We start from the raw sequence: 14127 nt of genomic DNA, 5'->3' as shown, positions 1-14127 counted from the left end.
CATCCTTGTTTTATAATCCAGAGTTCAGCCCATAAATTTAAACTATTTAATCACCGAATACAAACCACTTTAAAAATTGGCTTCAAAAACAAAAAAGCATCACTAAAGTGATGCTTTTTATTACCAATAAATTCTTACCTAAATAATACATCTTCTCGGTTAAACCATTTAACACAAAATGCTAGTAACGCTCCTGCAATAAGCGCGGTTGCTAAAAATATTAAGCCTACAAATGTGTAATCAACTGTGCCTTTAATTATATCTTTAATTGCTAAAGCAACATTAGTAACAGGTATAAACGCAGTTTTAGCGGTTAGCTCCATATTAGGTAATATTGAAATTATAATAGGAAAGAACACACCCATACTAAGCGGTGCCATATAATTTTGAGCTTCTTTAAACGTACGTGCATAGATAGATATAGCCAATGCTAATGATGAAAATATTGCAGCCAAAGGTAGCAGCAATACAAATATCATTAGTAAATCTGTTACTGCTAAAGAACTAAAAGCCGTTTTAATCACATCTAAATCTGCAAATGCTAATGCCACTGCAACCCAACAGCCCATACTAAGTACTGTTATTGTTGTGGACGCTATAGAAGTCGTTAACAGCGTTATAAATTTACCAAGTACTAACTCAGTACGAGTAATAGGAGTGAGCAGAAGAGTTTCTAGTGTGCCACGCTCTTTTTCACCGGCGCCTAAGTCTATAGCTGGGTAAGTCGCCCCCATTAATACAAGAGGGATAAGTAAATAAGGTAAAAAACCACCCATTTTTTCGCCTAAGTTTTCACGCTTATCTGCGGTATCAACCTTTATTACATCTACTGGATTTAACAGCGCTGCGTGCGCTGACATATCAATACCAAAACTAATCAATTGTTCTTTTTGTAAGTTGTCGCTGTATTCTTTTGCGAGCTCTTTTACACGTTCAAATAAAAAATTAATTGATTTTGAATCGTTAAATACTACTTGCCATTTACTTTGCTTTTCATCATTTAGCGTTTGTTTTGAATCACTGGGTAAATAGATACCCATATCGATATCACCAGCAATAACACCCGCTTTAAGCTCTTCAATAGTATTAAACGTTTTGTTGCCTTTATACAACTCAAAACTTTTGTGATAAAACACTTTGTCTGTAAATTCTTGTGCGTACTCACCATTGATAATTACGTATGTATTTACTTTTTGATCAGCATCAAGCGCTGCTTGAGAACTTATAAATGCCATTACTGCAAATATTATTGGAAATATAATAACGGGCAGCGCTACAACAAACAGTAGCGTTTTTTTATCGCGAAGGAGTTCTCTTAATTCCTTTTTAAATACTTCAAACATCGTGTTTCTCCGTTAATATATTCATAAAGGCTTGGTTTAGCTCTTCGCTATTACCTGCTTGTTTAAATTCTTCTACTGTTCCGTCAAAGCAGCTAACGCCTTCGTTAATTACAGCAACTCGGTCACATAAAAGTGCAACTTCATCTAAATGATGGGTTGAGAAAATAACAGGCGTGCCTTGCGCTTTTAAACCTTTGATAAATTTAATAACAGTTTGTGTTGTCATTATATCTAGGCCCGTTGTTGGCTCATCGAGTACCACAACTGCTGGGCGATGAACGACTGCACGTGCTATATTTGCTTTTTGCTTCATACCTGTTGAAAGGTTTTCTGCCCGTTTATCAATAAACTTATGCATATCAAGCAATGTGAATAGCTCATCACAACGCGTTGCTATATCTCTTTTGCTCATACCGTGGAGCTTTGCAAAATACTCTATGTTTTCTTTTACCGTTAAGCGACCATACAAACCGGTTGAGCCTGATAAAAAACCAATAGACTTACGCCCTAATAACGGTTTTTTTACAATATTGTTTCCGGCAACCGTTATTGAGCCTTCGTCTGGCTTTAACGCGGTTGAAATCATTCTCAGTGTCGTTGTTTTACCCGCACCATTTGGGCCGAGCAATCCAAGTACCTCACCTTTAGCGCAGCTAAAACTAACGTCTCGTACTGAGTGAAAGTAGTCTTTATCTTCACGAGGATCGATGTCGTCTATTTTATTTTTTTTGTGATCTTTAGTTAGCTTAAATTTCTTTTTAAGCCTAGCAACTTCTATCATATTCGGTTCCTTCGTTTCGCTCTAAAATAATCTGTATTGTTGTAAAAAGAGTCATCTTTGTTTTCGTCATGCCAGCCAGGCACGCCTAATAACGGCAGTGGTGAAAGCTGTTTGTTATCGGCTAAGCAGTTATCTATTTTAATCATCTCATAAAGGGCTTGGTCTAGGTACTGATATTGAGTAACTAAATCTTTACAAAATATTTTATCTGGTACACAAACAAACAATGCTTTACCCGTTAAACCTATATAAGGTTTAGTGAGCATTTCATAATTAGCGTGGCCAAACATAAACGCTTTAATGCTTTTTCCCCATTCGCTTTTATGCTCAACAAATGCTGTTTTCCATTGGTGATCGCAAAGCCACTGCTGCCATTTACTCTCACTTATAGCTAATACCACACCACATTCATCAAAGAGCGTTAATGCATTACGATGTTTGGTACGCTTTTGCAAACCATGCTCAGCTATATCTTGTACATGTCGCTGGTTTATAAGCGCTTTAGTTTTAGGAAATAAACACCAAATAAATCCACCGAACAAGTCATGCCAATTTTCACTACGTGTAGGTACAACACCCGTTTCAAAAATTACTTGCTCGTAATACCTATCACCAAAGTCTACCTTTGCATCTTCTTCAAAAGTAATAGGAATATTATTCTCATTTATAGCGGTTAAAAATGGAGAAAACCACTGCGGCGCCGGCCAATCTGTCAGTTCGTTAACTTTAAATAGCTCACGTAAATGCGCAAATGCACCTGTTTCTAAACTACTGATTTGCCACTTCTCGGGGGGAGTAAAACGCTTCATTTAAACCTTTAACAATTTATGCCTATAATTTACGATAAGTTTACCGTAAAAACTGGTTCTGCTTAATAGAAGTTAATATACTAATCACAACTTAAAACAAAAAAAGAGCTGACATGAAACATTATTTCTCTCTCACACTCCTCGCTACTGCTGTTTTAGCTGGTTGCGCAACAACAAGTATTACCCCTACTGATATAACAAATGGATATAACAGTATTCAAGCTAATGAACTGGCTAAACATGTAAAAGTACTCGCATCGGACGAATTTGGTGGCCGTGCTCCTTCATCACCTGGTGAAAAGCTAACACTTGATTATTTAACTGCGCAGTTTAAAGCCTTAGGCTTAAAACCAGGTAATGGCGACAGTTACTTACAAGAAGTGCCATTGGTTTCTTTAGAAGCTGATTCGGACATGGTGCTTAGTATTGGGGGTAAAGACTATCAATACAAAAAAGACATGGTTATGGGTAGCAGCCGCATTAGCGCACAAGAAGGCATAGAAAATTCTGAACTTGTATTTGTCGGCTACGGCGTTAATGCACCTGAATACAATTGGAATGATTACAAAGACTTAGACGTTAAGGGCAAAACCGTTGTAATGCTGGTTAACGATCCGGGCTTTGCAACAAAAGACCCTGCTTTATTTACAGGCGATGCAATGACCTATTACGGTCGTTGGACATACAAATATGAAGAAGCAAGTCGACAAGGTGCAGCTGGCGCAATTATTATTCATGAAACAGCACCAGCATCTTACCCGTGGTCAGTTGTTGAAAACTCGTGGAGCGGTGAGCAGTTTGGTTTTCAAAAAGAGAACAACAATATGGACCGCGTAGCGGTTGAAGGCTGGGTTACAACTGACGTAGCAAAAGAGCTTTTTACTAAAGCAGGTTTAGATTTTGATACTGCGAAAGAAAACGCTGCTAAAGGTGCTTACCATGTTGATATGGGCGATTTAACTGCTTCTGTTAGTGTTAAAAACACGATTAAAAAATCAGTATCGTATAACTTTATCGCTACGTTACCAGGAAGCGAGCAACCAGATGAGCATGTTATTTACTCGGCGCATTGGGATCACTTAGGTACAGATAAAACCCGTAAAGGCGATCAAATTTACAACGGTGCTCACGACAACGCAACTGGTACAGCTGGGCTTATTGAAGTAGCTGAAGCCTTTACTAAATTACCAAAGCACCCTAGCCGCTCAATGACATTTTTAGCGGTAACTGCTGAAGAACAAGGCTTACTTGGCTCTAAATACTATGCAGCTAATCCAGTGATTGCAGCGGATAAAACAGTGGCTAACATAAACATGGATAGTTTAAATTTATTAGGCAAAGTAAAAGACATGAATGTGGTTGGTATTGGTAAATCACAAATGGATGAGTTTTTAGCAACTGCAGCTAAAGAGCAAGGCAGAACAATATCAGGCGATCCTAAACCATCATCGGGTGGCTATTACCGCTCTGATCACTTTGCATTTGCTAACATGGGTATTCCAGCCATGTACGCCGGTGGAGGCACAGTCGCTGCTGATGAAGAAACGGCTAATTACCGTAAACGTATGAGCTTAGTACTTCGCGGTTGTTATCATCAACCATGTGATCGTTACCGTGATGAATGGGATTTATCGGGTGCTGTTCAAGACTTACAATTATTTTATAAAGTAGGCTTTGATATTTCTGAGCAAGAGCAATGGCCAACGTGGAATGCAAACTCAGAATTTCAGCGTAAGTAGCATTAAGCTTAACATTGAAAAACTCAAAGAGAGCAATCGATTTAAATAGATGCAAATGATATTGATTATCATTTAATTAAAATATACAGTGTCACTAAGTTTATTTAATTGGTAACACTGTATGATTTTACTCTCTCAAATAGGATTTATTACGCCCACTTCTAAACGCTTTGTTAGCCAAAATAAACGTTTATTATTACCACTTTTTTTATTGGTATGTTTAGCACTGCCATCACTTCGTGAAATTGCAATAACAGCACTGAGCGATGCTTTTTTTCAAGTTAGCGTATTTGTTGCTGCTACATTATTAATTTATTACTACGCCATAGAGCATTTACCTCAGTTAGAGCTTAGTTATTTAAGTGCTAAATCGCCGGTATTAGAAATATTTTTTGCTGCCGTTTTAGGTGCCCTTCCTGGATGTGGTGGTGCAATAATAGTGGTTACCCAATTTACAAAAGGCCAAGCAAGTTTTGGGGCTATTGTTGCTGTTTTAACAGCTACAATGGGAGATGCCGCATTTTTGCTCCTTGCCACTCGCCCTACTGAAGGTTTAACCATAATGGCCATTGGCTTAGTCGTAGGCACGCTTTGTGGTGTCATAGTAAATGCCCTTCATGCAAAAGATTTTTTACGCCCAACCAAGCAAGAACAAAAACACCAAGTTAAAGTATTGCCAACTAGTATAATTAAAATAAGCAAACCCGTTTGGATGTTCGCTATTATCCCAAGCCTCATTATTGCTTTTTTAATTGCATTTAATGTCGACCTTGATCAATTTGGAAAATACACAGGCACAAGTATTAGTATTTTTGGTGCTGCAATGGCGTTATTTACTGTCACTATATGGGCGTATTCTTCTAAAGGTGAAAGCTATAAAGAAGTAACCTCAGAAGACGATGAATGTAATCCACCTTCTAAAATTATTAAAGTACTTCAAGACACACACTTTGTAACCGCATGGGTAGTGGCATCGTTTATGTTGTTTGAGATTTTAGTAAATATAGCAGGGCTTGATTTAAAAACTTGGTTTGCACATTACGCTTATTTAGCGCCACTTATTGCTGTAGTGATTGGTTTTTTACCAGGTTGTGGCCCGCAAATAATTGTTACAACACTTTATATTCAAGGCATTATTCCATTTAGTGCATTAACTGCTAATGCAATATCTAACGATGGTGATGCGTTATTTCCAGCAATAGCAATGGCACCCAAAGCGGCTGTAATTGCGACTGTGTATACATCTATTCCTGCTTTGGCCGTTGGTTATGGCCTTTACTTTTTAAGTTAAAATTGCCATACACAAAAAAGCTCAGCATTAGCTGAGCTTTAAAATACTAAATTATTTTAACTTATACAGTTGTTGGTTCAACTGCTAGTTCTTTTGGGTTTGGACCAAAATCATTCTCACCTTCATGTGAATCTTGCGCAAGAAAAACAATTAAAACAATCCAACCAATTACTGGCACTAACCAAAGTAGCTGCCACCAGCCTGAACGACCAGTATCATGAAGGCGACGTGCACCAGCGCTTAAGCCAGGAATTAATAGCGCTAAGCTATAAATAGAGCCAATGAACATTGTACCTAGTACACCATCAATCGCATTACAAACTACCGAAAAAATGAAGTTAAATAATACAAACATCCAATATGCTTTACGACGATTACGGCCTGAAAAATCCGCGTAACTACGCAGCGCATTCATATAATGTTCCATAATATTTCCTTAGTGTTATTTTTTATATTCCCTAACGGGCTTAATTTACATTACTATTTAGTAACAATTGTATCTTAATTAAAAACAGCTGACTTTAAAACAAAAAACCAGCTAAAAGCTGGTTTTTTATTACATTTTAACAATTTAGTTGTTAACTCATTACCATCATCATTGAAGATGGATTTTCTAAGTACGATTTCCATAGGTTATTAAAGCGTGCAATCGTTCCGCCATCAATAACACGATGATCGCCAGACCAACTTACTTGCATAATAGCTTTACTTACAACCAGCCCATTTTCGTCAAAACGCGGTAAATGCTGCAGTTTACCTAGCGCAACAATCGCCACTTCTGGTTTATTAATTATAGGGGTCGCAATCGTGCCGCCAATCGCACCAATATTAGAGATGCTAATTGTCCCACCTTTTAAATCATCCGGTGCAACACGCCCTTCTCTAGATGACTCGGTCAATCGAGTTAAATCATTTGCCACATCAACAATACTCTTACTCTGACACGATTTAATATTAGGCACTAATAAGCCAACTTTTGAATCAACCGCTATACCAATATTATGGTCATTATAATAAGTAAGCTCTGAGCATTCATCGTTCACTTTTGAATTAAGTACTGGGTATTCTTTCATAGCCAGTGACAATGCTTTTACAAAAAATGGCATCATGGTGAGCTTAACTCCCTGTGCTTTGTACTGCTCTTTTAAAGCGCTACGCAAAGCTATAAGCTGTGTTAAATCTATTTCGTCACTGAACGTAAAGTGCGGAATAGTTGAAACCGACGCCACCATTTGCTTAGCCATAGCCGCTTTAATGCCTTTAATAGACTCTACACGTGTATCACCAACCTGAGATTGTTGAGGATCTGGCGCTACACTGCGCTCATTACTTGTAACTGCATTATTTAGCGGTGAAGTATCAATGGTATTAGGCACTTCCCCTTTAATAAACTCTTCGATGTCTTGCTTGTAAATACGGCCATTTTTACCACTACCTGGTACACACGTTAAATCAACATCAAGTTCGCGTGCTTTACGACGAACCGCAGGTGATGCCACCGCTTTTTGATTGATAACTTTAGTAGCTTGCTGCGTTTTAACCGATGCTGTTTTTTCAACTTTAGCATTAGTTTGTGCCTTTACGACCGCTTGGTTTATATCAACATTTGGCTTAGCTGCACTGCCCGCAATCGTCATTTGAAACAACGGGCTATGTACTTTTGCTATTTCACCTTTTTGATAATAAAGCTTTTGCACAGTACCCGTATATTTTGCCGGAATTTGTACTAATGCTTTGTCAGTCATTACGTCACAAACCGCTTGGTCTTCTTCTATTTCGTCGCCTTCAGCAACTAACCAATCAACAATCTCACACTCAACAATACCTTCACCAATATCAGGAAGTATAAAGTCCTCAACTACATCAGAAGCATTGTTATTAGTTTGATTTTCAGCTTGAACTGGCTCTTGTACTACTTCATTGTTAGTGCTTTCACTGGCTACATCCATAGCAAACAAAGGCGCATGTACTTTAGCAATTTCACCTTTTTGATAATATAGCTTTGTAATAATGCCATCATGCACTGCCGGAATTTGCACTAATGCTTTGTCTGTCATCACATCACAAATTGGCTGATCCTCAGATACGGTATCGCCTTCTTGAACTAGCCATTCAACAACTTCGCATTCAACAATGCCTTCACCAATATCGGGTAATATAAAATCTTTCGCCATGGTAACCCCTAAAAATCCATTGATTGTTTAATTGCAGCCAACACTTTTAGTGCATCCGGTACGTATTCTTTTTCAAGTGCCAACGGGTATGGTGTATCTAGGCCACATACACGTAAAATTGGCGACTCTAAATGCAAGAAACACGCTTGTTGTATTGTTGCTGCTATCTCAGCACCAAACCCATTAGTTATAGGTGCTTCATGGCTCACAATTAAACGGCCGGTTTTAATAACCGATTTAGCAATCGTTTCAACATCCCATGGTAAAATACTACGAAGATCTATTACTTCACAGCTTATACCTTGCTCACTTGCTTGCTTTGCTGCCTCTTCAATAATCTCCATTTGAGCCCCCCACGCTAAAAGCGTAATATCGGCACCCTCTTGCACTACTTCAGCCGTGCCTAATTCAATACTGTAATCTTCTTCTGGCACTTCGCCTGTTGATGCACGATATAAACGCTTAGGCTCAAAAAATATGACCGGATTATCATCTTTAATAGAGGCACGTAACAAACCTTTAGCCTGATAAGGGTTGCGCGGTACAACCACTTTTAAGCCCGGTGTATGTGCAAAATAAGCTTCGGGTGATTGCGAGTGATATAAGCCACCAGCAATACCACCGCCATAAGGCGTACGAATAGTTAAGTTACCAACATTAAATTCATTACCACTGCGATAACGAAATTTAGCGGCTTCATTTACTATTTGATCAAACGCTGGGAATATATAATCAGCAAATTGAATTTCTGCCAATGCAGGCGCACCAAAAGCCGCTAAGCCATTAGCGAAACCTAAAATACCTTGTTCGGTTAAAGGCGTATTAAAAACGCGATGCTTACCGTACTTTTCTTGCAAGCCTGATGTTGCTCTAAATACACCACCGAAGTAACCAACATCTTCGCCAAAAATACAGGCTTGAGGGTGTTCATTCATCGTAATATCGAGGGCAGAGTTAATTGCGTGGAGCATGTTCATTTTAGCCATTACTTAATTCTCCCTGCGGTTACTGGGTAAGCATCTGGATACTGCTTTATATGTTCTTTTAACTGTTCGTACTGGCGTTGCAATAAGGGAATTGGAGTATCGTAAACGTCTGAAACCAATTCTTCTAAAGCGGGCTTGGCAACAACTTCTGCACGCTTAAGCGCTGCTAAAATTTCTTCACGAATCGACTCTTTTGCTTTTATATCGTCTTCTTCTTTTAACCAATCTTGCTTAACAAGCCATTTTCTAAATTTATCAATAGGACAAATTTGATTGTTTGCTTCTTCATCTTTAGAGCGATAACCACTGGGATCGTCTGATGTAGAATGCGCGCCTAATCGATAAGCAATCGATTCAATAAGCACAGGCTCACCTTGTGTTGAGGCTATTTCGCGTGCTTTTTTAGTCGCTGCATACACTGCAAGTGCATCTGTACCATCAACACGAATTGTTTTAATACCATAACCTACACCACGCGACGCAATACCGTCGCCTTTAAACTGCTCATCAGCAGGGGTAGATATGGCATAGCCGTTATTACGTGCAAAAAATATAACCGGCGCTTTGTGAACAGCCGCCATATTTAAGCCCGCATGAAAGTCACCTTCTGATGCAGCACCTTCACCAAAGTAACAAATAGTCACGTTATCAATTGTGCTTGCAAGCTCACCTGTTTTAGCGTCGATATGCTTTATTTTTTGACCATAAGCATAACCCGTTGCCTGTGGTATTTGCGTACCCAGTGGCGATGAAATCGTCATATAGTTGAGTGCTTTAGAGCCATAATGGATTGGCATTTGGCGGCCTTTGCCTAAATCCAATTCATTTGAAAACATTTGGTTCATAAATTGATCAAGCGTAAAACCACGATAATGCAGTGCAGCTTGTTCACGGTACTGAGCCATAATCATATCGTCTTGATCAAGCGCAGCAGCAGAGGCTGTAACTGCGGCTTCTTCGCCTAGGCATTGCATATAAAAACTAACACGACCTTGGCGCTGTGCGCCTTGCATACGTTCATCTAGCAAACGTATAAAACGCATCGTTTCATATAACTTAATAGCGGTATGTTTTGAAATATCAGGTGCGGTTGCACTAGGATGAATGTCGCCGTCCTCAGTTAAAATACTAAGGGTTGGAATATTAAGCGCATTACCATCTATAAATTCTAGATCATGATTAATATTCAGCGATACGTTATTTGGATTACTCATAACCTACCTTCTTTTGTTGTCGGTAAAACAGTGCCCCTTTAAATTATTATTGTGGGTGATTGTTGCTGGTTAAACTTTGCAACATCTGCACTATCTTTAATTAAAGCTGCCAACACTTTACGTTAACGTAAAGTGTTATTCAACACATCTGGGACGAAACAAAAGCAAATACAGGTTAAATAAGTGGCAAGTTAACGATACGATTACTTTAATTAATAGTAATCATATAGTTAACTTAAGGTTACCAGTGGTCTGATGAGTTTAATTAGACGAAATTGCTATCAATATCCATTGGAATAACAGTAAGCAATGCTCTTTGCCCTAATGCTACACTCGCATTTGGAAAAATAATAGCCTCACCTTCAACGTCAGCGTATATCTCCGTATCACCGTCAGTTGCAAGTAGTTCACCTTTCGCAAAGCCAGTAAAGTTCTCAGCATCATCAGAAAAGGGGAAGCTAAAATCATCCTGCGTTCTATTAATTGTGCGGTGCACTGCAAATAATTCAAACTCACTTGCATTAAAATCAGGATATTCAACTTCATTTTGGCTAATTAATGCAGTTAAGGTTTGCTTTGTTTTTTCAAAGCGGGTCATATCATTTTGGCCAAATGGCTTAACCTGACCCAGCTCGACCGTAAACGAGTCTGCACCATGAACAAACGACGAATAATAGCTAAACGTTGTTGCGGGTGATTTCATCATAAGTACGGTATTTACACCACAGCTCAATAAAAATTGTAACTGTGACTTTTTCCATGGTTTACCATGTAAAAATGGATACACTGCAAATTTTTCATTTTTAGAGCCTCTAATTGCAGTGTGTAAGTCGTAATGACATCGGCTACTGCCTTTCTCACCACGAGCATAAAAGTCACTCACGTATTGCTCAAGCTTTGCGGCGCGGTTTCGTTCATTATTCATTGGTACACCTTCAACTGTATGGTGACCATTAAATAATCTATTTAGGTTTTCTTCTACAAAACGCAGGCCAATATTAATTGATTGTGGATTACCATAAATAAACAAAACACGCTGCTTAAGGACTAGCTCACCTTTTATAATTTGTTTAATGAGCGCATCACAAATTTCAATTGGTGCAGTTTCGTTACCATGTACGGCGCTTGAATAAATTACATCTTTGCTTGTTTTAACAGTAGGTTGAAACTCAATTACACCGGTATCGTGTATATTTACACGAGTTCCATTATCTAAAACAAATTCACCTGCATCTAAATGCCATTCGTTATTACGGCTAAGCGTTAAAAAATCGCCCGTTTGTTTTAATTCATTTAAGTAAGATGGATTGGCTGACATGAAAAAAACCTTTAAAAATAATGTGAGAGTAGACTCTTATGCATATATATGCACAAGGTAGAGGTATAGAAACAAAAACGGCTGAATAAATCAGCCGTTTTAAAATAGTTTAAGCAGTGTTAGCTGATCACAGAATCGACTAACTTTTTAGCTTCTTTTTCAAGTAACGCTAAATGCTCTTCACCTTTAAATGATTCAAGGTATATTTTATAAATATCTTCAGTACCTGATGGACGCGCTGCAAACCAGCCATTTTCAGTGACCACTTTTAAACCACCAATTGCCGCATCGTTACCTGGTGCATGAGTCAGTTTTTGCAAAATAGGTTCGCCAGCAAGTGTATCTGCTTTAACATCAGAAGCACTCAATGCTTTTAAACGTGACTTTTGGCCGCTTGAGGCCGGTGCATCAAGGCGTTTGTAAATTGGAGAACCAAACTCTTGTTCTAGTTCTTTATAAAGCGCTGATGGCGTTTTACCTGTTACTGCAAGTATTTCTGCAGCAAGTAGTCCCATAATAAAGCCGTCTTTATCTGTACACCATACAGACCCATCAAAACGTAAGAATGCAGCACCTGCGCTTTCTTCGCCACCAAAGGCAAGCTTGCCTTTGCTTAAGCCTTCAACAAACCATTTAAAGCCTACTGGTACTTCTTTTACTTTACGATTATTGCGCGCTGCTACTTTATCGATCATAGAGCTAGAAACCAGTGTTTTACCAATCTCTACTGTTTCATTCCAATCACGGTGTTTAAGTAAGTAATCAATTGCCACTGCTAAAAAGTGGTTTGGATTCATTAAACCATCTGGCGTTACGATACCGTGGCGATCGTAGTCAGGGTCGTTACCAATAGACACATCAAAATCATCTTTTAATGCAATAAGATTCGCCATTGAATAAGGTGATGAACAATCCATACGAATTTTGCCATCTTTATCAAGTGGCATAAAAGCAAAACGTGGGTCAACAACATCATTAACAACGGTTAAATCTAAATTATATTTTTTAGCAATAACAGGCCAAAAATTAATACCCGAACCACCAAGTGGATCGATACCAATTTTGATACCTGCATCGCTAATTGCTTTTAAATTAACGATATTTGCTAAATCATCAATATAAGGAGTCATTAAATCTTCGTAGCGGATAAAACCAGAACGCGATGCTTTAGCGAATGGGAATAACTCAACTTCAACTAAATCTTCTAATAAAAGTTGATTAGCTCTGTCTTCAATCCATTTCGTTACGTCTGTATCAGCAGGTCCGCCATTAGGTGGGTTGTATTTAAAGCCACCATCTTCAGGAGGGTTATGCGAAGGCGTAACAACAATGCCGTCTGCTAATTCATTTGGGTGTAGCTTATTGTGGCTCACTATGGCATGGCTGATAACTGGCGTTGGTGTAAAATCACCGTCTTCTTGCGTTATCACTTGTACTTCATTAGCAACTAATACTTCAATAGCAGAATTAAATGCAGCTTCACTCAAAGCGTGTGTGTCTTTACCTAAAAATAACGGACCAAAAATATCATTTTGTTTTCTATAATCACAAATAGCCTGAGTAATCGCTAAAATGTGTGACTCGTTAAATTTAACATCGTAAGAACAACCACGGTGGCCTGATGTACCAAAAGCAACACAATGCTCTGGATTTTGTTCAAGATCAGGTTCGTTTAAGTAATACGCAGATACTAATTTAGGTACGTTAACCAGTGCTGATTGTGGAGCAGTTTTGCCTGCGCCTGAATGAATAGCCATTATATTTCCTTACAGGTAATCGCGAATTTTTTCAGCTTGCTCTGCACTATAACCAAGGCAAAGAGCCACTTCATGAAGCATCATTTTTTTACGTGTAGTATTAGAATTCGTCATAACCCAGTATTCGCTATCGGTTATGTTTTTTGGATTCATGCTACTGCCGCTATTGACCAAGTCTTCTTTACTGGTAGCAAAATAAACACGGTCACGGCCTTTTATATCTAATACAGCCGAAAAATCAGTTTTATGTGTGCGGTAAAATGCACTTAAAATAAACAAAAAGCGTCCAACAACGCCCTTTTGCATTGCAAGCTCTTCTTTATTTAATACATTAAAAACATTATCGCTTTTTTTCTTCACGGGTGTGACAACTGAAGGCGTTTGTTTTTTTGAAGTCTCAGCAGCAGATGGCTCTGGGCTTTTTAATGTGGCGGTAGACGTAGTCGCAGTTTGATTGTTTTGAGTTAGTTCTACGTTTGTGGTTTGGATTTTTTCGCCGCTCAGATTTAATAAACGACGTAAAATAGTGGATGCACTTTCACCAATACTTTGAGTATTGCTTGCAATATATTGATATAACTCGTCGTCTATGTCGATTTGTTTCATGTTCTTCCTGTCATTACGGGTCACATTTTTTTCTCCCGTGTGATTATACCCAAACCAATCAAAAATGCGAGTTACAACAAGCACTCCCATAAACATATTAATATTTACC

General features: G+C 38.5%; 12 protein-coding genes. 2 read left to right on the top strand and 10 right to left on the bottom strand.

Translation table 11 applies throughout. The annotated features are described in order from the left end of the window. Positions 1-134 precede the first annotated feature (134 nt). From EU510_RS03600 to EU510_RS03590, 3 genes are read right to left on the bottom strand one after another with little or no spacing between them, the layout of a single operon-like run. Positions 135-1343 carry an ABC transporter permease gene (locus EU510_RS03600; protein ID WP_149592289.1) on the bottom strand — a complete coding sequence of 403 codons (1209 nt, stop codon included), beginning with the start codon at positions 1341-1343 and terminating at the stop codon, positions 135-137. Then, positions 1336-2124, bottom strand: a complete 789-nt coding sequence (locus EU510_RS03595; RefSeq protein WP_149592288.1) for an ABC transporter ATP-binding protein — start codon at positions 2122-2124, stop codon at positions 1336-1338. Before EU510_RS03595 ends, EU510_RS03600 begins: the two co-directional genes overlap by 8 nt. Continuing rightward, entirely contained in the window at positions 2121-2933 is an 813-nt protein-coding gene (locus tag EU510_RS03590; protein ID WP_149592287.1) for a DUF3025 domain-containing protein, read from the bottom strand. Before EU510_RS03590 ends, EU510_RS03595 begins: the two co-directional genes overlap by 4 nt. A 113-nt stretch (positions 2934-3046) precedes the next feature. Between EU510_RS03590 and EU510_RS03585 the strand changes: the two genes are divergently transcribed. Together EU510_RS03585 and EU510_RS03580 are read left to right on the top strand one after the other, a co-directional pair. After that, positions 3047-4672 carry a M28 family metallopeptidase gene (locus EU510_RS03585; RefSeq protein WP_149592286.1) on the top strand — a complete coding sequence of 542 codons (1626 nt, stop codon included), beginning with the start codon at positions 3047-3049 and terminating at the stop codon, positions 4670-4672. Between the two features lie 121 nt (positions 4673-4793). Then, entirely contained in the window at positions 4794-5963 is a 1170-nt protein-coding gene (locus EU510_RS03580; RefSeq protein WP_149592285.1) for a putative manganese transporter, read from the top strand. A gap of 61 nt (positions 5964-6024) precedes the next feature. Here EU510_RS03580 and EU510_RS03575 read toward each other — a convergent pair whose 3' ends face one another. From EU510_RS03575 to seqA, 7 genes are all read right to left on the bottom strand, one after another. After that, a complete protein-coding gene (locus EU510_RS03575) occupies positions 6025-6390 on the bottom strand; it encodes a DUF805 domain-containing protein (protein ID WP_149592284.1) in 366 nt (121 codons plus the stop codon). Positions 6391-6541: 151 nt separating this feature from the next. Then, positions 6542-8137: a dihydrolipoyllysine-residue acetyltransferase gene (locus tag EU510_RS03570; protein WP_149592283.1), complete on the bottom strand. Its 1596-nt coding sequence runs from the start codon at positions 8135-8137 to the stop codon at positions 6542-6544. Positions 8138-8145: 8 nt separating this feature from the next. Beyond that, complete coding sequence (locus tag EU510_RS03565) at positions 8146-9123, bottom strand: alpha-ketoacid dehydrogenase subunit beta (RefSeq protein ID WP_149592282.1); 978 nt, start codon at positions 9121-9123, stop codon at positions 8146-8148. Then, positions 9123-10337: a thiamine pyrophosphate-dependent dehydrogenase E1 component subunit alpha gene (locus EU510_RS03560; RefSeq protein WP_149592281.1), complete on the bottom strand. Its 1215-nt coding sequence runs from the start codon at positions 10335-10337 to the stop codon at positions 9123-9125. Before EU510_RS03560 ends, EU510_RS03565 begins: the two co-directional genes overlap by 1 nt. Before the next feature lie 265 nt (positions 10338-10602). Further along, entirely contained in the window at positions 10603-11655 is a 1053-nt protein-coding gene (astE, locus tag EU510_RS03555; RefSeq protein WP_149592280.1) for a succinylglutamate desuccinylase, read from the bottom strand. Positions 11656-11774: 119 nt separating this feature from the next. Then, positions 11775-13412 (bottom strand): phosphoglucomutase (alpha-D-glucose-1,6-bisphosphate-dependent), encoded by a 1638-nt coding sequence (gene pgm, locus EU510_RS03550; RefSeq protein WP_149592279.1) that lies wholly within the window; start codon positions 13410-13412, stop codon positions 11775-11777. 9 nt (positions 13413-13421) lie between these two features. Further along, positions 13422-14018 carry a replication initiation negative regulator SeqA gene (seqA, locus tag EU510_RS03545; protein WP_149592278.1) on the bottom strand — a complete coding sequence of 199 codons (597 nt, stop codon included), beginning with the start codon at positions 14016-14018 and terminating at the stop codon, positions 13422-13424. Between the last annotated feature and the right edge of the window lie 109 nt (positions 14019-14127).

Source organism: Pseudoalteromonas sp. FUC4, assembly GCF_008370255.1.
Taxonomy (GTDB): domain Bacteria; phylum Pseudomonadota; class Gammaproteobacteria; order Enterobacterales; family Alteromonadaceae; genus Pseudoalteromonas.
Note: the sequence above shows the minus strand (reverse complement) of the source record. Positions and strands in the feature narration are given on the sequence as shown.